The following is a 26,544-nucleotide window of genomic DNA, read 5'->3' on the forward strand; positions in this document are numbered from 1 at the left end:
TAATAATGAGAAACAAACTTTTTACAGCAATTGTAATAGTATTGTTAGCAGTGCAGAATGGATTTGCCCAAAAGGCAAATAAGCCAGAAGCAAACAAATTAGAAGTAAATAAATCAGAAGCAGATACAATGCATCTGAGCAAAATAGTTATAAACAACGTCGATTTCAGAAAAAAGATAATGAAAGTCGATTTAAAAATGTCTCCAGTTAATTCTGCACAGGATTTATTGAGAAAAGTTCCCGGACTCTTTATTGCTCAGCATGCTGGCGGAGGCAAGGCAGAACAAATATTTTTGCGCGGATTTGATAATGATCATGGAACCGACATCAGCGTGATGGCAGATGGAATGCCTGTGAATATAGTTTCACATGCACATGGACAAGGATATGCCGATCTGCATTTTCTTATTCCAGAAACTATCAAAGATATCGATTTTGGAAAAGGAGCTTATTATGCCGATAAAGGAGATTTTAATACCTCTGGATATGTCAATTTTAGCACTTTTGACAGATTAGAGAATAATCTTTTTAAAATTGAAGGTGGTTCTTTTAATACCATGCGAGCGGTGACAATGCTTAATCTTTTAGATAAAAATAATAAAGATAAGAGTTTCTATGTAGCAGGCGAATTCAATTATACAGATGGGCCGTTTGATGTCAAACAGGATTTTACACGCGTTAATTTTTTAGCGAAGTACAGCCAATGGATTGATGAAAAACAATATATCTCTATTTTAGGATCTACTTTTACTTCAAACTGGAATGCTTCGGGACAGATTCCAGAAAGAGCAGTCGAAGAAGGAATTATAAGCAGATGGGGATCTATTGATCCAACTGAGGGAGGAAGGACATCGAGAACAAATCTGGCAGTAAATTATAGATACTTAGCCAATGAGAATGAAGAGTTTTCTAGCAATTTATTCTATTCAAAATACAATTTTAATCTGTTTTCGAATTTTACCTTTTATCTGAATGATCCTGTTTATGGAGATGAAATTCAGCAAACAGATAATCGTTCTATTTATGGTTTAGAAAATAAATATGTCCGAAGATTTGCATTTGAAAATAGCAACATGACTTGGACATCGGGAGCGGGATTTCGTTTTGATGATATCAAGGACTTACAATTAAATCATGTCTATCAGCGTGATTTATTGTTAGATAGATTATCTGATGGATCTGCTACAGAAATCAATGTTCATGGCTATACCTCAATCGATTATAGAGTAGGGAAATGGCTCATCAATCCATCAGCGAGGTTAGACTATTTTACCTTTAGCCTTCATGATCGTCTTGCTAGTTTACCTGCGGCGAAAGAAGCTTCGGCGGCTAGAATAAGTCCAAAATTAAATATTTCTTATACACAAAACCAAAATGTGGAATGGTATATTAAATCTGGTTTTGGTTTTCACTCCAATGACGTAAGAGTTGTAGTAGCACAAGATGGAAAAGACATCCTTCCGTATTCTTTTGGAAGTGATTTTGGAGTTATTCTTCGTCCAACAGCCAATATGATTATTCAGCCAGCCATTTGGCATATGTATCTGCAACAGGAATTTGTATATGTTGGAGACGAAGCTGTTGTAGAACCTTCGGGGAAAACACGTCGTTATGGTTTTGATTTGAGTTTGAGATACCAACCGATTTCTTGGCTTTATTTAGACGGAGACCTTAATTATGCCCATGCTCGTTTTATTGATGAGCCAAAAGGAGAAGATTATATTCCTTTAGTTCCAACTTTTACGAGTACTGGAGGTGTAGCGGTAAAACTTCCTTCTGGTTTCTCTGCAAACCTAAGATACCGCTATATGGATTCAAGACCTGCTATTGAAGATAATTCGGTAAGAACACGTGGCTATTTCGTTAATGATCTTGTGTTGGCTTATGGAAAAAAAAGCTGGGAAGTAAATATGCAGTTTCAAAACATCTTTAATACCAAATGGAATGAAGCGCAATTTGAAACAGAAACAAGACTTAGAGACGAAGCTAGTTCAGTATCAGAATTATGTTTTACTCCCGGAACTCCTTTCGCTGTAAAAGCAGGAATAAGCTATAAATTTTAAACTTTAGAAAATATGAAAAACGTGTCTGCAAAAAGCAAATTGCTATTGGCAGTGGTCATTTTTGTGGTCACATTTAGTAAATCATTCGCACAGTTAAGTCCACCAGGTTTGGGAGAAGGTAAAAATGCTTCTTGGTTTGCCTTTGGCGTAAGGCAATCTTTAGATTCGCTTAAACATAAAGAATCGACAACTTATGTAGGTGTTGGTTTAAAGAGTAGTCCAGATGAGAATAATCCATTTTCTAAAATGGCTATTCTGGTAATCAATGAGGAAATTTCCAACCGTTATAGCAAGAACTGGGAATACTCGTATGCGTTTAGCTACAGAAGATCTAATAATTACGATTCTGAAGCACCGTATGAAGAATTAAATCCTGCAATCGAACAGGAATTTAGATTATACGGACGCTATTCTTATATCATGGAAAGCAATGGACTGAAATGGAAAAATACGATAAGACAAGAATTTAGGAAATTTTTTAATCCTGATTTTAGTAATACTGAAGAAAATTTTCAGTTGCGTACTCGCCTCAAAACACAGCTAAGTCTAGATTTAGGAAGCACTAAAACACATCATATTATAGGTGGAGCCGAGGTTCTTTTTGCAATAAGCAAAGAAAATGAGCCCGAGAAAGAATGGTCAAAATTTGATTATAAAGAAAGTCGACTCACACTTTACTACTCACTTACTCCACATGAAATTCCATTTATTTTCGATGTAGGCTATATGTATAACCTGATTGGTAAAGGATCTGATATTTCAGACGTGAATTATTTAGCCTTAGATGTAATTTGGAAAGATCCCTTTGGGGCATGATAAAAAAGAAAAAATGTAAGCTTTGACCTGTTGGATGATTTTTTAAACACATAGACACATAACTTTTAAGAATGTGCTACAGGCATTTCATTTAGAATAATACACATAGAGCTATGTGTTAAAGCTAGCTTTTTCTGTAACCTTAAACAGAAGCAACAAAACCTATGTCTCTATGTGTTAAAATTAAATTTTATTCAATCTCACTCAACTCCTTAGTCCATAAAAAAAAGTAATTATAAAAACAGAAATCAAATAAATTTATGAGCGAAATTAAAAAGAACTCGAGAAACACAGAGAACGCACCAAAAAGCCCATTTTCAACGCAAACAGTAGCATTTTCTCATTACAACAATTTTTCGGCACAATTGCCTATCGATCCTAAAACGGGAGAAATTGTTAGTGGGGATATTAAAGCGCAGGCGAAACAATGCTTGACCAATATTCAAGCAATTGTAGAAAGTATTGGTCATGTTATGGATGATGCTGTAAAACTAACTGTTTTCTTAAAGAATATTTCTGATGTAGAAGCAGTAGACGAAGTATACAAAACATTCTTCAAAAGCAATCTTCCAACTCGTACAACGGTTGCCGTAGATGCTTTGCCATTAGATGGTGCTTTAATTCAGATCGATACTCTTATCTCAAACGGCGAGGGAACAACTCCGCAAAAAGCTTTAGATCTTGTTAAAGTGACTAGAAATACAGAAAACGCACCAAAGAGTGTACATGCCCATAACGTAGCATTTTCGCACTATAGCAATATTTCAGGACAATTGCCTATCGATCCGCAATCTGGAAAAATTGTAGCTGGCGGTGTAAAAGAGCAAGCAGAAAAATGTTTAGAAAATATTAAAGCTATTTTAGAAAGCATTGGACATGTTATGGACGATGTGGTTAAAACTACTGTTTTTCTTAAAAACATTTCAGATGCTGAAGCTGTAAATAGCGTTTTGGCAAAATTCTTCCCAAACTATGTTCCAGCTAGAACAATTGTTAGTGCTTCGGCTTTGCCATTAGGTGCTTTAGTACAGATTGATACTGCAGTTTCACATGGTGATGGAACTCCTCCGCAACTTCCTGAAGATGCACGTTTTTTGGTAATTGAAGCAAACAACACAGAAAACGCACCAAAAGTTCCGTATTCGCATACAGTTGCTTATTCGCACTACAATCATATTTCGGGGCAATTACCTTTGGTTCCAGAAACGAATCAAATAGTTGGCAGTGGAATTAAGGAACAAGCAGTACAATGTTTAAATAATATCAAGGCAATAGTAGAAAGTATCGACCATAAGATGGATGATATTGTTAAAGTGAATATTCAGCTTAAAAATGTGGCTGATATTAAGACTATAAACGAAATTTACACTTCATTTTTCAGCGGAGACTTGCCTGCAAGAACAGTAGTTGGCGTTTCAGCAATTCCTTTGAATGCTTTGATCCAAGTTGATGCAGTTGTTTCTAACAGTGAAGGTACGCCAGCTTAATTTACGAAGTAAAATTTATATTTTTAAGTAGAGTCTTTTTTAGACAAAAAACGCTTATAACAGGATTTTTAAACATCCTGTTTAAGCGTTTTCTTTTTTATGAATGAATTGTAATTTTTAATGTTTTAAAAACTGTGTTCGATAATCAGAAGGTGACTCTCCTGTCACTTTTTTAAACATGCGTGAAAAATAAGAAGGCGATTGAAAATGCAACTCAAATGCTATTTCTGCTATTTCTTTCGAATTATCTTGCAGAAGAATTTGGCTGTGCTGAATTGTAATTTCGTTTATCCATTGTTTTGGTGCTTTTCCAGTGGTTTCTTTAACGCATTTGTTCAAATAATTATCTGATATTTTTAGTATACTGGAGTAATAATCTATGTTTTTATATTGAATATGGTTTTTCTGAACCAATTCCCTAAACTGAAAAGAAATAAAACTTGCGCGACTGAGTGATTTATTGTCTGTATTTTCTGTTCGTATAATTTTTAATAATGCAGATTGAAGAAGAGATGTAGTAATTGCATTAATATGTTCAGTTTGGTTTAATTCCTCTTCCAATAATTCAAATAAGCGAATAAGCCAATTGATTTGGTTCGGATTTAAAATAGAGAAAGGTGAAGTGTAAAAAAAGTTTAGATCACTTGTTGTCAATGCAATTTCAGTGATTACTTCGTTTTCATATATAACAAAAAATCCCTCAACATCATCTGATAATTCTAAGGTTGCTGTAAAATTGCCTTGTTTAATACTAAGCGCTTGATTAGCATTAATTTCAAAAACCGATGTTTCTAACTGCTGTTTTACAAATCCTTTTGTTACAAAAATCAGAAAGTTAAAAGTCGTTTGATACGGATTTACGGGAATTACAATTTTCTTTAAATAATTTTCTATTCGATACAGCTGTACATTCGAATTATTAAAGAGATTATGAGTAGATATATCTGGAAGAAAGAACTTCTTGTACTCATAATTGCTGAGTAGTTTAGGGTTGTTTTTCATTAAAACCTGATTTTGTGCTATAGCTGCGAATGTAAATTTAATAGGTTGGGATAAACGATTAAATATAGATTCTTAAAAATTGGATATGTAGTTAAAAACAAAAACAATAAAAACTGTTTTCTTTTATTTTTTTTCGGTAAACAAAAGTGTGGAATATATGGCTAACAGGAAGTTAACGGGAAGTTAAAATATAAAAAAGGGAAAAAAATAATTTTTATCTTTTTCCCTTTTAGAGTGACGGGGACAGGACAAATTTCAACATCATTTTTGGATGATTTGAAGAGATTGGCTTTCTATATGTAATGTCTGTCTTTCATTGGCGTTAAAAAATTGGTTCGGATGTCCTGAGTAGGATTGATGCAAAAATTGTAAAAACTCAATTGATCCATCGCATTAAACTGATATATAAATTTACAAAATTTATGCAGGATTTTAAAAGATTGTTTAAGTTAAGGCAGGATTGTCTTTCTTTGGCTGTATGAATTATTTGATTGTTGTTCCACTGGAGCATTTCTATCCTAATTGGTGCTTTTAAATGAGTTTTTCGTAAAAGCAATAAGCCCGAAACAAATCGGGCTTATTGTCTTCAAATTTAATTATAATTCTAAACTTTTGGATGCATCGTAATTAAACTAGTTTTTTGCAAGTTATGCAAGACTTTCTCCTATTCGGAGATGGGTACTGAGAACAACCCTGTTCCAAAGATTGATTGTTATGACGGCCGTTATTATATCTGCTATCTGGCTTTCACTGAAATACTGTAAGGCCTTTGTATAGGTTTCATCCGTTAATCCGTTCTCATGAATTAATGTTATCTCTTCAGTTACCGCGAGCACCACTTTTTCCTCTTCTGTAAAAATGTCCCCAGCTTCTCTCCAAGCACTCAAGAGAAAAATGCGCTGGTTTGACTCGCCGTTTTTAACGGCGTCCTGAGTGTGGATGTTGATGCAGTAGGCACAGCCGTTGATCTGCGAGGCACGTATCTTTATGAGTTCTTTGGCTGTCTTGGATATGGAAATTTTTGAAAGGTAGCTTTCAAGTCCTATCATCGCTTTTAGTGCATCCGGAGCGGCCTGCTTAATGTTAAGTCGTTTTTGCATTGTATTATTCTTTTAAAATTGTTCAATGCAAAATTCAATAATAGGGAAAGGAAAAAACTTAAACTGGTTTAAGAAAGAAGCCTTTTGCGTATTTCGCTCAAGTATTCGGGCGTGAATCCTAGATAGGAAGCGATGAGGTATTGGGGAACACGCTGGATGAATTCGGGGTGGTTTCTGACTGCCTGGAAATAAAACTCTTCCTTAGAGAACGAGAAAAGAAATTTGATGCGTTTCTGTGCGGCTGCATAAGCCCTCTGGTAGACAAAACGGAAATAGCGCTCCATTACCGGAAACTCTTCCAGCAGCTTCTGCTGCTTCTCCAAAGTGATGTAAAGCAATGTTGATTTCTCTACTGCCTGAATATAAAATTCTGTCGCGAGCTGGTTCTCGTAGGCAAAGTTATCGGTAAGCCACCATGTTTCTATGGCAAATTCCGTGGTTTGTTCGGTACCTTTCTCGTTAATATAAAACTTTCTAAGCAGGCCGTCCAAAACAAAATAATGATGACGGCAGATCTGTCCCTCCTTTAGCAGGTTCTCTTTTTTACACGTTTGTTTTATGTCGAAGAATTTTTTGATTTGCTCAAAGTCATTGTCTGATACCTGTGCAAATTTGGCTATATGGTTTTTGAGTATATTGGACATCTGGAGTAAATGACATATTGGTTTTGACTGTTCGGCCAGCTTTTTTAATCGGAATGGCATCGCTGGCAGGCTCTTAAGCAAATATAGCAATAATATACTTAAATACGTTTTGAAATCAGATTTCATTATTTGTCATTAAATAGTAATTGAAAGCAATTTGGAGATTATATAGAGTCAATTTCTATAATATTCTGGGGGTTCGAATCCTGTTAAGTTATCGAATGATAAATTAACTATTTGTATTATTTTTCATCTAAATATACACGCTGAAGCAATTTTTCTATTATTTTAGAGAAAGAAAATAAAAGCAAAAATGACTCAAAGCCACCGTATTTATTAGTGTAAATGAAAAAATGGCGCCAATTGTCTTCAATTGGCGCCATCTGGCTGAGTGACCTCGATGGGACAAATTACAACATCATTTTTAGATGATTTGAAGAAATTGGCTTACTACATGTAATGTTTGTCTTTCATTGGCTTTATAGTTTTGGTTTAGATGTCCTGTTGGGGATTGAAGCAAAAATATATTTAGTTTTATGTATTATTTTACCAAAAATAAAAAGAGACAGCCTTAATCTTTTGTAAAAAAAAGATATCAATTCCTTATATTTAAAGTTTTGAGCTGGCAATAAAATGGTAATCAAAATCTCTAATACAATTGACTATTACTATTTTGTCGCATAGTAATTATATAAAAAGCCCTGAAATTTCAGGGCTTAATTGTAATTTATTCTCAGCAAACTACATTTTTGGAAGCAGTACTGCGTCCACTACATGTATGACACCATTAGATTGATTTACATCTGAAATTGTAACTTTAGCTTTATTGCCACTTTCGTCACTAATGTACAAATCTTTTCCATCCATCCAGGCAGTTAGAGTTCCGCCGCTAACTGTTTTTAAAGAAGCTTTTCCTTTACCAGCTTTTATTGCTTTTGCAATATCAGAACTATTCATTCTACCGGCCACTACATGATATGTCAATATAGTTTGTAATGATTTAATATTCTCAGGTTTCAATAATGTTTCAACAGTTCCAGCGGGCAATTTACTAAATGCTTCATTTGTTGGTGCAAAAACAGTAAATGGCCCTTTACCTTGTAAAGTTTCAACTAATCCTGCTGCTTTTACTGCTGCTACCAAGGTGGTATGATCCTTTGAGTTTACCGCATTTTCTATAATATTTTTATTAGGATACATAGCTGCTCCACCAACCATTACTGTTTTTTGTGCAAATGATGTCAATCCAAATCCTAATGCCAGGATTGCGGCTGCTAAAAATTTTCTAGTTTTCATAATTACTTTTTTTAAGTTATAAAGTCATTTACGCTTTAATATTCTTTTTGGTTTTAAAAGAGGTAAAAAAATAAATTAAAATGAAATATAAATGGGCGAATTGATATATTAATAATGAAAGCTCCAATATTCCCAATTGCTATTGTAGCATTATTCAGCCCACTCATTAATCCAGCTGCTAACAGTCTGGCACCACTTCTGGTCGTCATTCAAACAGGGAATAGCCAGGAAATTTTCCCCTCCATTTTTCTCAAAATCTTCTTTGGCGCGCATGGCGATTTCTTCGAGCGTTTCTAAACAATCCGAAACGAAAGCAGGTGTTACAACAGCCAGATTTTTAATTCCTTTTGCCGGCATTTTGTCAATTTCAATATCAGTATAAGGCTCTAACCATTTATCTCCCGCCAAACGCGATTGAAATGTCAGACTGTATTTATCTTCGGGAAGCCCTAATAATTTTACAACTTGCCTTGTTGTTTCGTAACATTGGTGACGATAACAGAAATCGTGTGCCGGAGATGGCGTGCTGCAGCAAGAACCGTCAATTTTACAATGTGATTTTGTAACGTCGGTTTTGCGAATGTGACGCTCTGGAATTCCGTGATAAGAAAACAACAAATGATCATATTCAAAACCAACTAAATGTTTTTGAATCGAATCTGCCAAATTCTTGATGTAATCCGGTTTATTGTAAAATGCCGGAACATCTGTAAAAGTCATGTGTGGAAACTTCTTCTTGCGAATTTCTTCTGCTTTTACTAAAATAGTCAAAGTTGAAGCCATTGCATATTGCGGATACAGCGGAAAAAGCAGTACTTCAGTAACGCCTTTATCATGCAATTGCTGGAGTCCTTTCTCGATTGTCATGCTTCCGTAACGCATTGCAAGTTCAACCGGTACATTTACTAAAGTCTGTACTTTTTTCTGCATTCTTTTTGAAAGAACAACTAATGGAGAACCTTCTTCCCACCAGATTTTCGCATAAGCGTGCGCTGATTCTTCTGGTCTTTTTCTTAAAATAATACCGCGAACTAATAATGCTCTCAATAAATACGGAACGTCGATCACGTATTTATCCATTAGAAATTCATCTAAATACGGTTTTACATCTTTTGGTGCGGGACTTTCGGGAGATCCCAAATTTACTAATAATACGCCTTTCATTATCGTTTTTGTTTTAATTTTCCTCAAACTCATTACTTGTTGCTTCTTAAAATTAATCAAATATATTTTTATTTATGCCTTAATCTATAAAAGCGAAACTGTTTTTATGATTGGTATTAATGGACATTAGATATCTTTTTGGGGTTGTGGAAAATTTTTTCTTGAATCCCGCAATAAAGTGGCTTCCGGTGCTGTATCCTATTTTCAGGCCGACTTCATTTACATTGTAAGAACCGCTGTCCAATAGTTTTAAGGCGAAATCCATTTTGTAGTCAAACAGAAAACCGTATACCGTATCACCATAAATTTGTTTGAAGCCTGTTTTTAATTTTTTCATATTCAGCCCAATTTCATCTGCCAGCTGCTGCAGTCCTGGCGGTTCGGCCATATTGGCGATAAGTATTTCTCTGGCTTTTTTGATTTTCAGCACGTTATCTTCATCAGTCAAAAATGGACATTGCACTGCGTTTGGATCTTCCATTTTATTGAAATACAGACTCAATAATTCATATGCTTTTCCTTTATAATAAAGGTTCTTTAGGGAAGGATGAAGGCTGTAATGAAACAGCTGGCTCAAAACAACAGCCATAGCAGGACTGATGTACGCTTCGGCATAATACTTTTTTTTCTTCTTATCGGGGCTTAAAATAGAAATATAATCTGCTTGAACGGAAAATAACGAGTGAAATTTATTAATCGAAACAATAACAGAAATCATCCATGAATTTGGAGAAAGTTCTAACTTAAGCAATGACTGATGCTGCAGATTGCACAAAATCAGTGATTTTTCCTCTTTCAATTCTAATGTGCAATGATCCTGACTGGACAAAAAAAATGCATTACCTTTTAGTGCGAAATGAAACTGTATCAGGCCGGCACCTATTTCGTGCTGTGCAGAAAAAGATTCTGAGCTGTCGTTCTGGAAACGGATAAGGGTAAGGCCGTCCTCAATTTGTATTTCTTCCTCCATTTTTTTGATATAAAAAATTATTGAATTTTCGAGATAGTTTCCAGCTGGTTATTGTCTATTGGCTTCTAAAACTGCGGCAAACTGGATATTTATTTTATTGGAAAGCTTGCTTTTAACCAAATTTGGGATTTCGATATTAAAATCACTGGCATTTACGCTGAAATTACATGAAATGCTGACCCCTGATGGTGATCTGCTTATCTTTGCATCAGTATTTATATCCCTGGATTTACCGTGGAGTTGTAATTTGCCTTTAATGATAAAATCCTTAGCATCTGCGCTTAGGCTTTGAAGATCAAATCCTTCTATCTTTCCTTTAAATATGGCTTTTGGATATTGGTCACTTTCGATGTAATTTTCATTGAAGTGTTCTTCCATTAAGGCAACCTTAAACTGGAAACCTTTCATCAGGGCTAAACTTGCAATCTCTCCTGTTGCTGGATTCAAAACAAAAGTAACATTCCGATTCACTGCTTTAACTTCTTCAAAAGAAGGAACGGAAGCTTCAAAAATGACTTTTGCCGATTTACTGACCATTTTTTCTTGTGATACGCCAATGGCGCAAAGACACAGCATTGCAATAAGTATTGTTTTTTTCATTATTTCGCCTTTATTTTTTTATAAAATCATCCTGTTTTGCGCAGTCTTATTTTAAAACTGCAATAATTTGAATTTTGACTTTATTATCCAGTTTATATTTAATAAGCGCTGGAATCGGAATGTTAAAATCACTTGCATTTATTTCAAAATCAGATATAAGGGTGACTCTGGAACCCGATCTTGTAATTTTTGCATCGGCACTTATATCCTTGGATTTTCCATGCACTTCTAATTTTCCTTTTATGGTGTAATCTTTATAATCTTCAGTTAGATTTTTAATGTCGAATCCTTCTATTTGCCCTCTAAAAATAGCTTTTGGATATTTATCGGTTTCCATGTAATTTTCATTAAAATGTTCTTCCATCAATGCCATTTCAAACTGGAATCCTTTCATTAAAGCCAGACTTGCCACTTCTCCAGTTGCGGGATTCAAAACAAAAGTTACATTGCTGTTAGTTCCTGCAACCGGCTGAAAAGAAGGTACTGAAGCTTCCAGAGTTATTGTTGCAGATTTAGTTACTATTTTTTCCTGTGAAAAAACAATAAAAGAAGCCAATAGCATTGGCATTATTATGATTTTCTTCATGTTGCTGTTATAGATTATTTTTCTAATAATCCATCCTGATTCCATTTTTTTATAATGTCGATAGTAGCTTGAGGCAATCTTGGTCCACCTTGCGGCATTAAGGAACTATCTCCATTTTCTAAAGAAATTCGTGTAAGGAGTCCTCGGTTTAAAACTGCATTTTTCACCTGTTCATAAGTAACTAAAGACATTGGCGCGCCATTTTTAGGAACTGCTGCATGGCATACAACACAGTTATTATCAATAATAGATTTTACATTTTGGTTGTATGTTGCCAAACCATTAATTGGTGCAGTGTCGCTTAGGGTGCTTGGGTCGTCATTGGCACAGCTTACAAAAATTGAAGCTAATGATGAGATGGCCAGAAGGGTTTTTAGATTCATAAGATTGGTTTTTAGTTATAAATAAATGCATGACTTTAAGAATTACCAGGCATTTCAAAATCATATACGATGAAATGAATAATCCAGATTTCGAAGGAGGCATATTTAATGATTTAAATCCAATAGGTATTTTTTAACGTAGATAATTTGAAATACTAAAAACCAGTTATGAGAAAAAAAATACTAATTACAATTTTCCTTTTTATAATAATCGGAATTTCAGCGTACCTCTACATCTACAAAGGGCATAGAAATATAGAATCAGAAACTGCCGATTATGTTGTAACCGTTAACGAACTAGAAAGAGAGTTTACTTCAAACGACAGTCTGGCTTACATCAAATATCAGGACAAAACAATTGAACTATCTGCACGGGTAACAAGTATTGATAAAGCCGGCAATGGAATTGTTATGAGCGAAAAAGTATTTGTGACATTCAAAAACCGTTTGCCGCAAAATATTATATCCGGGAAAACCCTAAAAATTAAAGGGCGTTTTTTAGGATATGACGAACTGCTCCAGGAATTTAAAATAGACCAATCTTCAGTTGTACACTAATACAAATAACAATTTAAAACTAACCTCATGAAAAACTTTATCCTATTATTTTTTTTATTTCCGCTGTTAACCTTCTCCCAAACCGATTTATTGTCCGGGGTAGAAACTCCTTCTGCAAAAGAAAAAGTGACATCTGCATTCAAAGCCTTAAAAATCGTTAATCTCGAATCTACAAAATTGGCAGCAAAAGGCGATTTGTATTTTGTTGTTGCACACCGATTCGGCTCTATTAAAGATGGCTTTGAAGGTTTCTATGGACTGGATAATGCCAATACGCAGATTAAATTTATTTACGGTCTAACAAATGGACTCAACGTAAGTGCCGCCAGAAGTGAATTTGCTTATGACTTTGCAACAAAATATATGCTGTTTCCTCAAATAAAAGACGGCTTTCCTGTTACTATTGCTGGTTTTAATAGTTTATCTATTAATAACACATTAAAAGAAAGTCTGTATCCGAAACTTCAATTTAAAGACAGGCTGACTTATGTTGCGCAGCTGCTGATTTCCAGAAAATTTTCTGAAAAGCTGTCTTTAGAAATTGTGCCGTCATTCTTTCATCAAAACTTTGTTGATGATGTAGACCAAAGCAATTCCCAATATGCCATAGGATTTGGAGGAAGATATAAATTCGCTAAGCGCTGGTCCTTAAATATGGATTATGCGGCGCATTTAAACAGAGCGCCAAATTCACTTTATAAAAATCCGCTGTCTATTGGTTTGGATCTGGAAACCGGCGGACATGTTTTCCAGATGCATTTTACCAGTTCACAGGCAATTGATGAGGCTGGATATCTAGGAAGAACCACTGGCGACTGGACAAAAGGAGATATATTTTTTGGATTTAATCTTGCCAGGGTTTTTTAGTATCTACTTTATAATTAAATTATTAGGTAATTTCTGTATTTAAAATGATTCTAAATTAATCGATTTTCTATTATTTCTAAAACCGCAGCTCTAAAGTACACGTAGATAATTTTAAAACCATAAAAAAATTATGAAGACTAATAAAATAATCAAAAAAGGACTTTTAATTCTGAGCGGCATATTTGTACTGTTTGCCGCGATTTTGCTTTTTCACATTATAACGGCCAAACCGCCCGTTTATGACACCCCAAATCTCCAAGTAAGCAGAATCGATTTTAAATCAGATATTGATTCTCTGCAGGCCAGAAAAATTTGTGCCGACCTTAGAAGCATAAAAGGCCTGACATCAGACTCTATCATCGTTAAAAGAAATGTTGTGGTGTATTTCCACAATAATAAAATTACAAACTCGGAGAAAGTTTTCAACGAGTTGATGGCTAAAGGACGTTACGATGCGCAGCGCTATATTTTACCGGCAAATTTAGCAGACAAAGAAGTCTGCCCAATGAATCAAAATAGTTTGAGCTATAGACTGTCTCAAAAGATAAATCGTTTTTTTAATTAACCCTTTAATACTTTAAATTTATGAAAGTTTATTCAAAACTTACACTTAGTGTACTAATTGCTGCATCGGCAGCTATGATTTCCTGCAGCAGTAATGACGACGAAACCCCAGCACCGGTTAAGGCTTCTATCTACGAACGATTAGGCGGAACTAAAATGGTTTCCGATCCGGATAATTCCGGACAGATGATTGAACAGGGTCGTTTGAGTTTCCGTAAAGTCGTAAATTCAACTATCGGATTGATTGTTGCTGATATTCAATCCAATGCGGCAGGTAATTTGCAGGCACATTTTGCACCTTTATTGGCAGAAACTGGAACTACCCAGTCTACCAATATTGCTAAATTATCAGATAACCTTACTGATTTCTTTTCGTTTAATACCGGAGGTACCAATGCTGTAAATACATATTCTGGTTTGAGTATGTCGGCTGCGCATGATCCTGCAAAAAATCCTCGTATGGGAACAAAATCAAGCAGTGCAGATTATACAAAATTTGAAGGATATGTTGGAGCTGCGGCCAATGCGAATGGCGTTGCTTCAAATACAGAGCTTTATACGGATATTGTTGCTGTTTTGGAATCATTGAGAACTCCTATAGTTCAAAAATAAATTTCTTCTCAAAACGCTGCCTGAAAAAGGCAGCGTTTTATATTTCAATACTATTTGAAGTGCGGGACTCTTAACAATATTTTAGAATCAGTATATAAATATTTTGAAAGTCTAATATCATGTATAATGGCAGGAAATTATATAAAATCGCCAATTTGAATCGATGTATTGTAAAGCGATATAGGAAGTTCTTATAGCCTTGTTATATAAATTACTTAGTAATAATTTTTTGAACTTTTTAAGGAAAGCATAAATATGGAAAATTTTAATATGTCCAGATCTACCACTTTTTACGCATTAGGGTTAAGCTATAAGAAAGCAGATGCAGTTATAAGAGGAAAATTTAGTTTAGATACTAAAGCACAATCTGATTTATTGATGCAAGCCAAAGCAGAAGGTATAGAATCATTGATTGTTACTTCTACTTGTAACAGAACTGAAATTTATGGATTTGCCCATCATCCTTATGAACTCATCAAATTGCTTTGCGAAAACAGCAATGGTTCTGTAGAAGAATTTCAGCAGGCTGCTTATATATATAAGAATGAAGAAGCTGTCAGCCATATGTTTCGTGTAGGAACAGGTTTAGACAGTCAGATTCTGGGCGATTTTGAAATCATCAGCCAAATTAAAATCGCTTTTAATCATAGTAAACGGGAAGGTTTGGTAAATACTTTTCTGGACCGTTTAGTAAATATGGTTATTCAAGCGAGCAAAAAAGTTAAAACAGAGACTAAAATTTCTTCTGGTGCAACATCCGTTTCTTTTGCATCAGTGCAGTATATTATCCGAAATGTGGCGGATATTGGGAATAAAAATATTTTGTTATTCGGAACGGGGAAAATAGGAAGAAATACGTGCGAAAACTTAGTAAAACATACTAAAAACAGCCATATTGCCCTTATAAACAGAACAAAAAACAAAGCCGAATTACTGGCTGGCAAGCTGAATGTTATTGTAAAAGATTATGCTGATTTAAAACAGGAACTGCAGCAGGCCGATGTGCTGGTTGTAGCTACAGGAGCACAAAATCCCACTATTGACAAAACATCGCTTGCTTTACAGAAACCCTTATTGATTCTGGATTTATCCATCCCGCGCAATGTAGATGCCAATGTAGAAGAAATCCCCGGTGTAACTTTAATACATCTGGATGATCTGTCTCAAATTACGGATGACACGCTGGAAAAAAGAAAACAGCATATTCCTGCTGCGGAAGCCATTATTGATGATCTGAAATTAGAACTGAATACCTGGGTGAACGGCCGAAAATGTGCTCCGACTATCCATGCCTTAAAATCCAAGCTAAATGATATTGTATCAGCAGAATTTGCTTTTCAAAAAAAGAAAACAACCCATTTTGATGATGCACAGATGGATTTAATCAGTTCAAGAATTATTCAAAAATTAACAAACCATTTTGCCAGCCATTTAAAAAATGAAAACACTTCAGTGGATCAAAGCATTGAATTTATTGAAAAAGTATTCCAGATAGGACAGCTTGCACCGAATAAGGCTTCTTCGCCAATAGAAGAAAAATACAAAATCAATCTGTCATAAATGCTTAATCAGCTTCAGTTTCAAACTTACAGCAAAGTTCTGAAGCAAGTGATACAAAAATAGAACCCGTCAGCTGCGGTGCACGCTGCGACGGGCTTGTCCATAAACATAATCTTCCAAAAAATGTTTACTTAATTCTGCATGGGAGTAATCAATTCCTCATTTTGTAAAGTTAGACTAATTGATTTGGTGATAATTACATAATTATTAATTAATTTTATAATCAGCTTTTCTACTATAAATTACTTCACATCATTGATTCATGTTATAAAAGAGGCGGGCCGTCGCACCAAACGCTTGAGGAGTAAACTAATTTTCTGTCTCAGCTGAGCAATAATTGATAATCGGAGAGTGAGAGCGGAAAATTCAATAAATTATAAATAGTTAACCATTTATAATGGATTTTCATTATTTCAATTAAATAGAAATCTAAATAAAAGGAGTATGGGGCTATTCCATTTTTGGTGTCGAATCCTGTTGGCTTTTAACTTGGGCTGCGCTTCAGTTTATCTTATTTTTAAAGTGAATTTGGAAGATGATTTTAGCTTTTTTACTATGGCTAAGGGGTTTGGGTAAAGTTCCGCCAGAGTGCAGTATTGAATCCCAAAAAGCGCATATTGAACAGGATCAATATGCGCTTTTTATTTAGGTCTTTTTATGGAATTAGACTTTTCCTAAAGTATAAAGCTGTTCCATTGTAGGTGTGAGGCTTCCCCCTGCAGGTTCCAGCGTGATGCCAAAAGCTTCAGCTGAATCGGTTTGGCTTACAGCGAAGATTTTTTGAGAGTTTTCTTCAAAATTATCCAGCAGACCAATACTTGTCGGTGTAAGCACCGGACTTAGTTTTAAAGACCAAACCTGGTAAACCATTCCTTTTGGAGGGTTTGGCAGACCTGCCGCGTCGATATAAGTCGTTTTTGTTTCTTTGTTCCAGTACACTTTTGCAAATGATGCCGGAGATACTGATTGTCCGCCCAGAGTAACGCTTGTATTTTTAATGTCTCTCACAATGCTCAGATTTTTCTCAGTCTGTTTATTCTGCTGGTCTAAAATAGCATATTCTCTTTCAATTTTATTTTTTTTGCCTCCAGCCTCAGAGACTGCCTGTTTGGATTTTGCCAGTTCTAAAGTCTGATATCCAAAACCTAGCAATAATAATACTGCAGCCGCCCAGCCGAAGTATTGCGGCAGGTTTGATGCTGGTTTTATATCGACAACTTTAGTATGTTTAAGCTCTAAACGCGCTTTTATTTTCTCGAAATTGGCAGCCGAGTGGAAAGGTGAGAAGCTTGATGATAAGGCTGAAACAGCTTTTTCTATAGAAATGATTTCACTTTCAATCTCAGGGTTTTTTCTGGCCAGTTCGGCAATTTCCAGGTTCTCTTTTTCTGTCAGCAGGCCGTAAACGTAAAGTTCTAAAATGCCTGATTCAATATATTGCTTATCTTCCATTATATCTTTAAATAATTTCTTAAATCGTTGATACAGTTTCTGTTTTGTGTCTTTACAGTTCCCAAAGGTATAGCTAATTCTTCTGAAGCTTCCTGCTGGGTATATCCCTTAAAGAATAGCAGATCAATAATCTCGATACATTTTGGTTTCAGTTTTTTAACGAACTCCTGAATGCCAATTGCATCTAGTTTATTAGCTAATTTATTACTGTCATCTAACAGATTTACGAAATTATCCGAAGAAAGGTTTTTTTGGGTGTTGTTGAAATTTTTGGATCGCAGCTTGTCAATAGATGTATTCCTTGCAATATTAAGGATCCAAGTGTAGAACCGGCCCTTGCTTTCGCTGTAGCTATCGATGTTTTTCCAGATTTTTACAAAGACTTCCTGCAGGACATCTTCGGCTTCTTCGCGGTTTTTTACCAGAACATTTATGACCGAAAACAAGCTTTTTGAATACATATCATAGAGATGGGTGAAAGCCCTTTCATCTTTTTTGCGGATTAATACCAATAATTCTTCTTGGCTCATAGGATTGGATTTAAAGCTTAAATAAATTTTGATTTCTTAGAAAGTGGTAATGCCGGATAAAGGTAATTTATTTTTTACGTAACTGGCCCAAAAGCAGAAATAAAGGATATCACTTTCAAAATGCCAATTTTCGTGGGGTTATACTGAAGAATTTTTAGGAGCTCTTCCCGCTATACGTTCCAATCTTTTGCGCCGAACCCCGCCGAAAAAGGATTTCCACTGCTATCGGGGCTAAAAAGTTAAAAAGACAATTCGGAAACAAACCAATTTTTTGCTTTAGTGAAGCAACAGTTATATTTGAAAAAACGAGAGCGGGAAATTCAGTGGCTTTACAAATTTGGTTTAGTTATCCTGTTAAGGATTGATGTAAAATGAAAAAACAACCTATTTATTGGGTAAGATTGTCGTGACATTGCCACGACAATTGATCTTCAATTATGTCTTGACGGTCGCATTATTATGGTTATGCAATTGTTCTTTATTAGATTAACTTTTTAATGTTAACACCTTGAATTATGTTAAAAAAAAACAGGTGTGAGAGAACCGTTTTAATCCCAAGTATTATAAATAGACAAAGTGGTGTTTTTTGGTAAAGAAAACAAGAACTTTATTTAAGATAAAAACAAAAAAGAGTACTTTTGCGCTCCATAAACAAAACAATAACTTTGAAAAAGTATCTAATCGTATTGCTTGGCTGCATTATTTTAGTGCCATCATTTGGCAGTGTTTTTGTTTATGTATCTTTTAAACTAGAGCAGCAAGAAATTGTAAAAACAATCTGCGTACAGCGAAAAATGGTTTTTAATACCTGTAACGGACGCTGTGAACTTCAAAAAAGTCTAAAGAAATACGACGACAACGAAAAGAAAATGCAGAACAACCTTAAAGAAAAAACAGAGTTGGTTTACATTTTAAACACTTCAAATAAGACTTTCAAATTATTAGAACCTATTGAAATCAAAGCTGGCTTTTCGGCTAGATTCGACAATAAGCCTGTTTCTGTTTTAACAGAGACTTTCCGTCCCCCTTCTCTTTTTATATAAATTATAATTTCCATTGCAATTCCTATTGGAATAATTTTTCATTGTTGTATAACAATGAAAGATTGCTTGCACTTTAATAAAATTACAATTATATAAAAATTACAAAATGAAAAAAGTACTATTTTTTGCGGCAGCTTTGACGGCTTCACTACAAATCTATGCGCAAAAAAAAGACAGCATATCGGGCAAATATACCTTAATGGACGAGGTGATTATTGGAGGAGTCAGAAAGTCCAAAGATGTTTCCAGTGAACTGGCTTCTAAATTGCCACTCAAGAACCTGGAAAATCCTCAGGTGACCGCTTCGGTCTCACCGCAGCTTATTAAAAACAGAAATTTTTTCACTCAAGGCGAAATGCTCAAAAATGCCACAGGTGTTGCGCCCAGCTGGGCAGGAATTTCACCTTATTATTCCATCCGGGGATTTCGTACCCGATCGAGCTTCAGAAATGGCGTAAACGGTTATGTGGCCTCTGATATGGATCCGGCAAACATCGCCCAGTTAGAAGTAATCAAAGGACCAAGCGCTGTAATTTTTGGCGGAGGCGGCGCAACTATGATTACTTTTGGAGGACTAATTAATCGGGTTACCCTAAAACCACAACAGACCACTTTTGCTGACATTACTGTAATGGGCGGATCTTACAATCTGCAACGTGCAACTCTTGATATCAATACACCTCTTGACAAAGATGGAAAGGTTCTTGCCCGTTTAACCGGCGCTTATAACTACAATGATACTTTTCAGGACCAGGGTTTTTCAAAAACATTTTTTTTAGCTCCAAGTATTTCTTATAAAATCAGCGATGATTTAAATATTCAGCTTGATGCCGAAATTTTAAACAAAACCGCTACCAACAATCCGCTTTACCAGGTGGCTTTGGGGACTGCTAAATCAGCAGATGAACTCCATTTGGATTATTACCGTTCTTTCAATGACAACTCACTTACACTCAATAATAAGGCAATAAATATTTACGGAAAAGTCATTTACAGGCTTTCAGAGAATTGGAAATCGGAAACCAATTTAATTTCAGTCAATAATAAAACTCCGGGCGATTACATCCGATTAAGATTAGATGATAACAGCCAGAATGTGACGCGAAGAGTGTACAGAATGTATCCGGAAAACATTACCAGCCAGCAGATCCAGCAGGATTTTGTGGGGAATTTCAAAATTGGCAGTGTGAAAAACCGGCTGATTGCGGGGGTTGAATACTATCATTATCTCTATGGGATTGCCAGTAAATCTATGAATTTTACTAAAGTTTCAGCTGCTGGGACAGATCCTGAGAATGCTAATTTTAATAATGAATACATTTCCGGTCAATTGGCCTTAAAACCCTATGGAGAGAATTATAAGGCAATTCAGGATCATTATTCCCTATATATTTCAGACGTTATCAACCCTTTGGAGAATTTAAGTGTAATGCTTAGTGCCCGAATCAATTACATCAATAACAAAGGGACTGAGGATTTATTAACAGCGACAACTACCGGGGATTACACACAAACGGCTGTTTCTCCGAAATTGGGAATCAATTACCAGATTATCCCTGAAAGAATAGCATTATTTGCTAATTATATGAATGGTTTTCAGCCGCAGGCACCGCAGTCGGTAAACGGGCAGATGACCAATTTCCAGCCCGTTTATGGAAACCAGTGGGAATCGGGAGTTAAAGTTTCCCTGAAAAAGAACCTGTTGGATGCCGTTTTGAGCTATTATAATATTGATCTAACCAATGCGGTAAGACAAAATCCAAATGATACGGCTTCCTATCTGCAGGATGGCGAGCAGCGCAGTAAAGGTTTTGAAGCAGATTTAGAATCAAATCCGATGAAAGGACTGTTTTTGCATGCTGGTTTTGCTTATAATGACAGTAAACTTATTGTTTCCGATGCACTTACTCAAGGGCTAAGGCCTGTAGATGCCGGTCCCAAACTTTCCGGAACCTGGTACGTGAATTACGCTCCGCAGTCAAAAGCTTTAAATGGCTTTTCATTAGGTATAGGCGGCAGTCATTATGGTAAAGATCTGATGATCAATAATATCAATGGCTCTTTTTATACGAATCCTTATACGGTAATCAACTCGGTGCTGAGTTTTGAGAAAACCCGTTATGTATTTTCGCTTTCTGCCAATAACCTGCTCAACGAACATTATTGGTATGGCGGCCGTGGTATGGTTACTCCGGGAACCCTTCGCCAGGTGATTTTATCTTTGAAATTAAAATTGTAATGCTGTAATTCAGAACTTCCATTGAAAAAAATTACAAAGACCTCATTTAAACTGCACAGCTGCCTCGGATTGTTTTTCGGGGTACTGTATCTGTTTTTTGGAATTTCGGGCGCTTTATTGGTTTTTAAAAAAGAGATTGAGTATTTCAATAATCCGCCAATGCATTGCTGTGTAAAGGGCAGTAAAACCATTTCATTAAACCAGATGTATCATAAAGTCTCTGAGAGGTATCCCCAGGCGCGGCAGATCATGCTGCAGACTTTTCCCAGAAATAGCTGCGACACCTATGAATTTATGATTTTTAATTATCAGGATAATGTCAGGTTCTGTCGCATCTGGGAATAACTTTTATCTTTAGAATTTTAAACCGATCAAAAGATGAATACTAAAGGTCATTGTTATCCAAAATACATAATTCTTCAGGCAGTATATTTCAAGCTAAGATTTACACTTAGTTACCGTGATGTTGAAGAACTAATGAAGATTAGAGGAGTCATTGTGGATCATGCGACGATTCAGCGTTGGGTTTACAAGTTTGCACCTTTGCTTGAGGCAGAAATGAAGAAGAGAAAAGGCAGAGTGGGGGAGAGTTGGAGATTGGATGAGACCTACATCAAAGTAAAAGGTATTTGGTGTTATTTATATAGGGCAGTAGATAAATTAGGCAATACGGTTGATTTTCTTTTGACCAGAAAAAGACAAAGAATGAGTGCGCAGTCATTTCTAATTAAAGCAATTAGTAATAACTACAGACCAAGAGTAGTAAACATTGATAAAAGCGGTTCTAATACTGCCGCTATCAAAGTCTATAACAAACGTTCATTCACACAGATTAAAATCCGGCAGTGTAAATATCCCAACAATATTGTCGAACAGGACCATCGATTTATAAAATGGAGGATACAAAATGGGTTAGGCTTTAAAAGTTTTGAATCGGCAAGACGAACATTGAGCGGAATTGAAGTTGTGCATATGCTGAGAAAGAATCAAATGGTTAGACCAGGGATAACTATGTTTAAATCATTCTGTAAATTGGCGGGCTAACTTTTAAATTACTTCAATTTTTATATTTGATTCTGACAGATGCGACAGAACCGGGTTTAATGTTAAAAAACGTTAAAAGATGTGATTTCATTAATTCAATAAATGGAGCTATTAATATACTTGTAAAATGAAACTACATAACTTAGCATTTAAATGGATAACTTAAATAAGTTTTTAGCAAAATTAAATAATAGTTTTGAGATTATTTAGGTCAAAATTTGATGATTATTTCTGCCGATTTTGATGAAAATAATAAATATTTTTCCACTTATTTATTGTTCTTCCACAGAAGCTAAAAATTGATTTATTTCCCTTGGCGGCGACCAGAATCTTAAAGCCTAAAGCAAAGGTTCTTCTCGTATTTGTCATGCCGTGAAAATTAGCACTCATAAAGTTAGCTTTCAATAAGAAATTCTAAGTGCTATATGGTTCTTTTTTACTCCTTCAGATAAACACTCACCAATCTTTTAGTTGCGAAAAAAGTAGCAACTCCAAAATAGGAACATGACATAATATGGGCTGATTTAATAAATCGCATAAATGGCTAATCTCTCATAGTCTGTAAGTTCAAATCCGATTTTGAGGAAATAAGTTCGTTGCACTTTCTATTTTTTTGTTGCAAATTATAAAATGAAACCTTTTTACCGTTATTCTGTGTGGGTTCTTTCTTTAAATTTATAATTCCTTTGCAAATGGGCGGACGCTTAAGCACAAAAAAAATCTTTAATCATTTTTTAATCAGTTCTTCCATGACATAACAAATTAATCTCTAGTATAATTATAAATCTCTTATTATGAAAAAAAGAAGACATCTATTATCAATATTGGCGCTCTCGTTATTTACGTGCGCTGTTATTGATGCCCAGACGAAAAAAAGCCCGAACATTATTATTCTGCTGTCAGATGATACAGGATGGGGTGATTTAGGCCCTTATGGTGGAGGGGAAGCCAGAGGCGCAGCCACTCCTAATATCGACCGCATGGCAAACGAAGGAATGCAGTTCTGGTCTTTTTACGGCCAGCCAAGCTGCACACCGGGGAGAGCTGCCCTGATAACCGGAAGAATTCCCAACCGCAGCGGTATGACAACAGTTGCTTTTCCAGGAGATGGAGGGGGGCTTCCAAAAGCTGAATGGACTTTGGCGTCTTTATTGAAACGCAAAAATTACAATACTTTTTTCGCTGGGAAATGGCATCTTGGCGAGGAAGACTATTCTATGCCCATTGCGCAGGGTTTTGATGTAATGAAAAATGTAACATTATATCACTTGAATGCCTACACCTATACGGATCCAGATTGGAATGCGGACATGCCGGATGATATCAGAGCAATGTGGGTTAAAGGGACTAAAGGCGCACTCGAAGGAGAGGCAGGCAAACCTTATAGAGAAGTAAGAAAAATCGATGGAAAAGTGATTCCGTTTTTAGATCAGTATACTGAAGAGGAATCCATTAAATGGCTGAAAGAGAATGCTAAAAAGGACAAGCCTTTTTTTATGGAAATTTCTTTTGCCAAAAACCACCAGCCTAACCTGCCTCATCCAGATTATGTGGGGAAATCTGCCGGAAAAAATAAATATGCCGACTGTATTGTCGAACTGGATTCAAGAATAGGCCGCATCATGGACGAGGTGCGCAATCTTGGAATTGCTGAAAACACTTTGGTTATCTACACAGTGGATAACGGCACTTGGCAGGATGTATACCCTGATTGTGGCTATACGCCTTTCAGAGGAACTAAAGGGACAGACCGTGAAGGGGGAAGCCGTATTCCGACCTTGGCTTGGTGGCCAGGGAAAATCAAGGCAAACAGTAAGAACAGTGACATTTTAGGAACACTTGATTTTATGGCAACATTTGCCGCTTTATCAGGACAGGAGCTGCCAACTGTAGACAGGGAAGGAAAACCGACTATTTTTGACAGCTATGATATGTCGCCGGTTTTATTTGGCACAGGCAAATCAAAAAGAAATATGTGGCTTTATTTTACGGAAGACGAATTGGCTCCGGGAGCAATCCGAATTGGTAAATTCAAGGCGGTATTTAATCTGCGAGGCGATGATGGCGCCCGTACAGGAGGTCTGGCAGTAGATGCCAATTTAGGGTGGAAAGGGCCAGCAAGTTATGTGGCTACCGTACCGCAGATATTTGATTTATGGGCAGATCCTCAAGAACGCTATGATTTGTTTATGAATAACTTTACCGAGAAGACATGGTTTTTGCCAACTGTTCAAAACATTCTTGCGGATTTTGTCAAAACGTATGAAAAATATCCGCCAAGTCCATTGCAGAGCCAAATGTATCCTGGACCAATAACAATCAATGATTATATAATGATGAAAAATGTTCAGGAAAAACTTAAAGCCACAACTACTGCAAAAAGAAGCGGAGGCGGGTGATAAAATATCGGCTGAAGATTGAAAAATTATTATTTGGCTGCCATGAAATATGTGATTTGTTTTAAGAAAGGGCTGGCTATGCTTGCATATAAGCAGCTGGCTCTTTTTATAATGCCGTCCCTCAAAGGTTTCTTAGCATGCAGAAGCATATGAAGCAAGCGAGAATGTTTGAGGTTTGGAAATGGCAGGGAAGAGCAAAAAAAGCCTCTCAAATCGTTATGTAGTGCCTTAACTTTAGCTTTAATAAAGAAGGGAATGAAAGATTTCAAATTTTTATTAAGGTCATATTTTGACCACCAGCAAAATTAAATCAGATAAGATGAAAAAAGTAAATAATACAGCAGGCCTTAAATTATTCCTTTCCGTTGTTTTGCTGATCGCTGCAGCAGGATGCAAAAAAGAAGGGATTAAAGAAGACAGTACCGCCAAGGAAAAAGCTCCGACAGCCGTCTCAAGCGGTGATCATCTGCCATCATGGAACGATACAAAAGTAAAACAGGACATCATTGCCTATGTAAAAGATGTAACCAATACAGAAAGCCCTAATTTTATACCTGTAAAGGACCGCATCGCAACTTTTGACAATGACGGTACTTTATGGGCTGAACAGCCTTTTTATTTCCAGCTTTTCTTCGCCTTGGATCAGGTCAAAGCCTTAGCTCCCAAACATCCGGAATGGAAGAGCAAGCAGCCTTTTAAAGCAGTGCTGGAAAATAATATGGGGGAACTGATGAAGCAGGGCAAAGCAGGATTGATGCAGATAGTGGCCGTCAGCCATGCGGGAATGTCTACCGATGAATTCGAGGCTAGCGTAGGCAAATGGATCAGCACGGCGAAGCATCCGACAAAGAAAAAACTTTACAGAGAACTCATTTACCAGCCTATGCTTGAATTGGTCAAATATCTGCAGGATAACCAGTTCAAAGTATTTATTGTTTCAGGAGGCGGTATTGATTTCATGCGCGCATGGGCTGAGGACGTCTACGGAATCCCAAAAGACCAGATTGTGGGCAGCACACTCCAGGCAAAATATGACTACAACAATGGCAAACCGGTGATAACAAAACTGCCTGCCCTGGATTTTAATGATGACAAAGAGGGAAAACCGGTTGCAATAGAAAAGTATATTGGGAAAAAACCGGTTTTCTCGGCAGGAAATTCAGACGGCGACCTTCAGATGCTGCAGTGGGCGGCTTCCAATAAATACAAGAATTTTGAATTGTATGTCCACCACACAGATTCTATCCGCGAATGGGCATATGACAGAAAATCTCCAGTGGGGACACTCGATAAAGGGCTTGATGAGGGAAAGGCTAAAAATTGGGCTTTTGCGGACATGAAAAAGGATTGGAAAGTGATTTTTCCTGGCAATTAACTAATTAAAATGCGAGCTATGAAATTAAAAATATTTAACCGGGAAGCAGAAGGCGCCAGAGACTATGCTGCGTGATTAGTGATGCTCTTCGCGGGGTGCATTGCTGGGGCTGCGCAGGAAACTGAAGAAAACAAGGAACCGCAGAGCGGTGCCAATTCGGTAAAACTATCGCAGGAAGTGATGAATCCCA

Annotated in this window: 25 protein-coding genes; 14 read left to right on the forward strand and 11 right to left on the reverse strand. The window is 36.2% G+C overall.

Annotated features, from left to right (window positions below; genetic code table 11):
* The first annotated feature begins 5 nt into the window (after positions 1–5).
* From JI750_RS12725 to JI750_RS12735, 3 genes are all read left to right on the forward strand, one after another.
* The gene (locus JI750_RS12725; RefSeq protein ID WP_202002355.1) at positions 6–2,063 is read left to right on the forward strand and encodes a TonB-dependent receptor; all 2,058 of its coding nucleotides are present in this window, start codon (positions 6–8) and stop codon (positions 2,061–2,063) included.
* Positions 2,064–2,075: 12 nt separating this feature from the next.
* On the forward strand, positions 2,076–2,879 hold the full coding sequence (locus JI750_RS12730; protein ID WP_202002357.1) for a DUF2490 domain-containing protein: 804 nt from the start codon (positions 2,076–2,078) through the stop codon (positions 2,877–2,879).
* 260 nt (positions 2,880–3,139) lie between these two features.
* Positions 3,140–4,366 carry a RidA family protein gene (locus JI750_RS12735; protein ID WP_202002359.1) on the forward strand — a complete coding sequence of 409 codons (1,227 nt, stop codon included), beginning with the start codon at positions 3,140–3,142 and terminating at the stop codon, positions 4,364–4,366.
* A 117-nt stretch (positions 4,367–4,483) separates the two neighbouring features.
* On the opposite strand, the gene JI750_RS12740 is transcribed toward JI750_RS12735, so the two are convergent.
* The 9 genes from JI750_RS12740 to JI750_RS12780 form a co-directional block, all read right to left on the reverse strand.
* Entirely contained in the window at positions 4,484–5,368 is an 885-nt protein-coding gene (locus JI750_RS12740; protein WP_202002360.1) for a helix-turn-helix domain-containing protein, read from the reverse strand.
* Positions 5,369–6,015: 647 nt separating this feature from the next.
* Entirely contained in the window at positions 6,016–6,468 is a 453-nt protein-coding gene (locus tag JI750_RS12745) for a carboxymuconolactone decarboxylase family protein (RefSeq protein WP_066034741.1), read from the reverse strand.
* A gap of 68 nt (positions 6,469–6,536) precedes the next feature.
* The gene (locus JI750_RS12750) at positions 6,537–7,112 is read right to left on the reverse strand and encodes a Crp/Fnr family transcriptional regulator (protein WP_026729722.1); all 576 of its coding nucleotides are present in this window, start codon (positions 7,110–7,112) and stop codon (positions 6,537–6,539) included.
* Between the two features lie 741 nt (positions 7,113–7,853).
* Entirely contained in the window at positions 7,854–8,408 is a 555-nt protein-coding gene (locus JI750_RS12755; protein ID WP_202002362.1) for a fasciclin domain-containing protein, read from the reverse strand.
* 150 nt (positions 8,409–8,558) lie between these two features.
* The gene (hemH, locus tag JI750_RS12760) at positions 8,559–9,572 is read right to left on the reverse strand and encodes a ferrochelatase (RefSeq protein WP_202002365.1); all 1,014 of its coding nucleotides are present in this window, start codon (positions 9,570–9,572) and stop codon (positions 8,559–8,561) included.
* A gap of 79 nt (positions 9,573–9,651) precedes the next feature.
* A complete protein-coding gene (locus tag JI750_RS12765) occupies positions 9,652–10,542 on the reverse strand; it encodes a helix-turn-helix transcriptional regulator (RefSeq protein ID WP_202002370.1) in 891 nt (296 codons plus the stop codon).
* Positions 10,543–10,590: 48 nt separating this feature from the next.
* Entirely contained in the window at positions 10,591–11,142 is a 552-nt protein-coding gene (locus JI750_RS12770; RefSeq protein WP_202002373.1) for a YceI family protein, read from the reverse strand.
* A gap of 46 nt (positions 11,143–11,188) precedes the next feature.
* Positions 11,189–11,728: a YceI family protein gene (locus JI750_RS12775; protein ID WP_202002376.1), complete on the reverse strand. Its 540-nt coding sequence runs from the start codon at positions 11,726–11,728 to the stop codon at positions 11,189–11,191.
* 14 nt (positions 11,729–11,742) lie between these two features.
* Complete coding sequence (locus JI750_RS12780; RefSeq protein ID WP_202002379.1) at positions 11,743–12,111, reverse strand: hypothetical protein; 369 nt, start codon at positions 12,109–12,111, stop codon at positions 11,743–11,745.
* A gap of 168 nt (positions 12,112–12,279) precedes the next feature.
* On the opposite strand from JI750_RS12780, the gene JI750_RS12785 reads away from it, so the two are divergent.
* The 5 genes from JI750_RS12785 to hemA all read left to right on the forward strand — a co-directional run bounded on the left by JI750_RS12785 (position 12,280) and on the right by hemA (position 16,272).
* On the forward strand, positions 12,280–12,669 hold the full coding sequence (locus tag JI750_RS12785) for an OB-fold protein (RefSeq protein WP_202002382.1): 390 nt from the start codon (positions 12,280–12,282) through the stop codon (positions 12,667–12,669).
* A gap of 27 nt (positions 12,670–12,696) precedes the next feature.
* On the forward strand, positions 12,697–13,536 hold the full coding sequence (locus tag JI750_RS12790) for a DUF5777 family beta-barrel protein (protein ID WP_202002385.1): 840 nt from the start codon (positions 12,697–12,699) through the stop codon (positions 13,534–13,536).
* Between the two features lie 130 nt (positions 13,537–13,666).
* Positions 13,667–14,101 (forward strand): hypothetical protein, encoded by a 435-nt coding sequence (locus tag JI750_RS12795; protein ID WP_111290880.1) that lies wholly within the window; start codon positions 13,667–13,669, stop codon positions 14,099–14,101.
* A 20-nt stretch (positions 14,102–14,121) separates the two neighbouring features.
* Positions 14,122–14,712, forward strand: a complete 591-nt coding sequence (locus JI750_RS12800; protein ID WP_202002391.1) for a globin family protein — start codon at positions 14,122–14,124, stop codon at positions 14,710–14,712.
* Between the two features lie 255 nt (positions 14,713–14,967).
* On the forward strand, positions 14,968–16,272 hold the full coding sequence (gene hemA, locus JI750_RS12805; RefSeq protein ID WP_202002394.1) for a glutamyl-tRNA reductase: 1,305 nt from the start codon (positions 14,968–14,970) through the stop codon (positions 16,270–16,272).
* 663 nt (positions 16,273–16,935) lie between these two features.
* On the opposite strand, the gene JI750_RS12810 is transcribed toward hemA, so the two are convergent.
* Positions 16,936–17,724: an anti-sigma factor gene (locus JI750_RS12810; RefSeq protein ID WP_202002398.1), complete on the reverse strand. Its 789-nt coding sequence runs from the start codon at positions 17,722–17,724 to the stop codon at positions 16,936–16,938.
* Entirely contained in the window at positions 17,724–18,254 is a 531-nt protein-coding gene (locus JI750_RS12815; protein ID WP_109193296.1) for an RNA polymerase sigma factor, read from the reverse strand. Before JI750_RS12815 ends, JI750_RS12810 begins: the two co-directional genes overlap by 1 nt.
* Positions 18,255–18,919: 665 nt before the next feature.
* On the opposite strand from JI750_RS12815, the gene JI750_RS12820 reads away from it, so the two are divergent.
* The 6 genes from JI750_RS12820 (at position 18,920) to JI750_RS12845 (ending at position 26,354) form a co-directional block, all read left to right on the forward strand.
* On the forward strand, positions 18,920–19,297 hold the full coding sequence (locus JI750_RS12820; RefSeq protein WP_236673041.1) for a hypothetical protein: 378 nt from the start codon (positions 18,920–18,922) through the stop codon (positions 19,295–19,297).
* 106 nt (positions 19,298–19,403) lie between these two features.
* Entirely contained in the window at positions 19,404–21,536 is a 2,133-nt protein-coding gene (locus tag JI750_RS12825; RefSeq protein ID WP_202002401.1) for a TonB-dependent siderophore receptor, read from the forward strand.
* A 21-nt stretch (positions 21,537–21,557) separates the two neighbouring features.
* Positions 21,558–21,881: a PepSY domain-containing protein gene (locus tag JI750_RS22200; RefSeq protein ID WP_202002404.1), complete on the forward strand. Its 324-nt coding sequence runs from the start codon at positions 21,558–21,560 to the stop codon at positions 21,879–21,881.
* Positions 21,882–21,914: 33 nt separating this feature from the next.
* Positions 21,915–22,580, forward strand: coding sequence for an IS6 family transposase (locus tag JI750_RS12835; RefSeq protein WP_202002406.1), 666 nt, complete (start codon positions 21,915–21,917; stop codon positions 22,578–22,580).
* 794 nt (positions 22,581–23,374) lie between these two features.
* The gene (locus JI750_RS12840; RefSeq protein ID WP_111290907.1) at positions 23,375–24,979 is read left to right on the forward strand and encodes an arylsulfatase; all 1,605 of its coding nucleotides are present in this window, start codon (positions 23,375–23,377) and stop codon (positions 24,977–24,979) included.
* Positions 24,980–25,298: 319 nt separating this feature from the next.
* Positions 25,299–26,354 carry an HAD family hydrolase gene (locus tag JI750_RS12845; RefSeq protein ID WP_111290909.1) on the forward strand — a complete coding sequence of 352 codons (1,056 nt, stop codon included), beginning with the start codon at positions 25,299–25,301 and terminating at the stop codon, positions 26,352–26,354.
* Positions 26,355–26,544 lie beyond the last annotated feature (190 nt).

Origin of the sequence: Flavobacterium tagetis (genome assembly GCF_016735615.1) — a bacterium.
GTDB classification, from domain to species: domain Bacteria; phylum Bacteroidota; class Bacteroidia; order Flavobacteriales; family Flavobacteriaceae; genus Flavobacterium; species Flavobacterium tagetis.

Coding starts and splice junctions, on each gene's coding strand:
- hemH (WP_202002365.1), bottom strand. CDS start 9,572: ATGAAAGGCGTATTATTAGTAAATTTGGGATCTCCCGAAAGTCCCGCA.
- JI750_RS12840 (WP_111290907.1), top strand. CDS start 23,375: ATGAAAAAAAGAAGACATCTATTATCAATATTGGCGCTCTCGTTATTT.
- JI750_RS12740 (WP_202002360.1), bottom strand. CDS start 5,368: ATGAAAAACAACCCTAAACTACTCAGCAATTATGAGTACAAGAAGTTC.
- JI750_RS12770 (WP_202002373.1), bottom strand. CDS start 11,142: ATGAAAAAAACAATACTTATTGCAATGCTGTGTCTTTGCGCCATTGGC.
- JI750_RS12825 (WP_202002401.1), top strand. CDS start 19,404: ATGAAAAAAGTACTATTTTTTGCGGCAGCTTTGACGGCTTCACTACAA.
- JI750_RS12790 (WP_202002385.1), top strand. CDS start 12,697: ATGAAAAACTTTATCCTATTATTTTTTTTATTTCCGCTGTTAACCTTC.
- JI750_RS12750 (WP_026729722.1), bottom strand. CDS start 7,112: ATGTCCAATATACTCAAAAACCATATAGCCAAATTTGCACAGGTATCA.
- JI750_RS12730 (WP_202002357.1), top strand. CDS start 2,076: ATGAAAAACGTGTCTGCAAAAAGCAAATTGCTATTGGCAGTGGTCATT.
- JI750_RS12755 (WP_202002362.1), bottom strand. CDS start 8,408: ATGAAAACTAGAAAATTTTTAGCAGCCGCAATCCTGGCATTAGGATTT.
- JI750_RS12775 (WP_202002376.1), bottom strand. CDS start 11,728: ATGAAGAAAATCATAATAATGCCAATGCTATTGGCTTCTTTTATTGTT.
- JI750_RS12785 (WP_202002382.1), top strand. CDS start 12,280: ATGAGAAAAAAAATACTAATTACAATTTTCCTTTTTATAATAATCGGA.
- JI750_RS12845 (WP_111290909.1), top strand. CDS start 25,299: ATGAAAAAAGTAAATAATACAGCAGGCCTTAAATTATTCCTTTCCGTT.
- JI750_RS12745 (WP_066034741.1), bottom strand. CDS start 6,468: ATGCAAAAACGACTTAACATTAAGCAGGCCGCTCCGGATGCACTAAAA.
- JI750_RS12835 (WP_202002406.1), top strand. CDS start 21,915: ATGAATACTAAAGGTCATTGTTATCCAAAATACATAATTCTTCAGGCA.
- JI750_RS12725 (WP_202002355.1), top strand. CDS start 6: ATGAGAAACAAACTTTTTACAGCAATTGTAATAGTATTGTTAGCAGTG.
- JI750_RS12810 (WP_202002398.1), bottom strand. CDS start 17,724: ATGGAAGATAAGCAATATATTGAATCAGGCATTTTAGAACTTTACGTT.
- JI750_RS12765 (WP_202002370.1), bottom strand. CDS start 10,542: ATGGAGGAAGAAATACAAATTGAGGACGGCCTTACCCTTATCCGTTTC.
- JI750_RS12735 (WP_202002359.1), top strand. CDS start 3,140: ATGAGCGAAATTAAAAAGAACTCGAGAAACACAGAGAACGCACCAAAA.
- hemA (WP_202002394.1), top strand. CDS start 14,968: ATGGAAAATTTTAATATGTCCAGATCTACCACTTTTTACGCATTAGGG.
- JI750_RS12780 (WP_202002379.1), bottom strand. CDS start 12,111: ATGAATCTAAAAACCCTTCTGGCCATCTCATCATTAGCTTCAATTTTT.
- JI750_RS12815 (WP_109193296.1), bottom strand. CDS start 18,254: ATGAGCCAAGAAGAATTATTGGTATTAATCCGCAAAAAAGATGAAAGG.
- JI750_RS12795 (WP_111290880.1), top strand. CDS start 13,667: ATGAAGACTAATAAAATAATCAAAAAAGGACTTTTAATTCTGAGCGGC.
- JI750_RS12800 (WP_202002391.1), top strand. CDS start 14,122: ATGAAAGTTTATTCAAAACTTACACTTAGTGTACTAATTGCTGCATCG.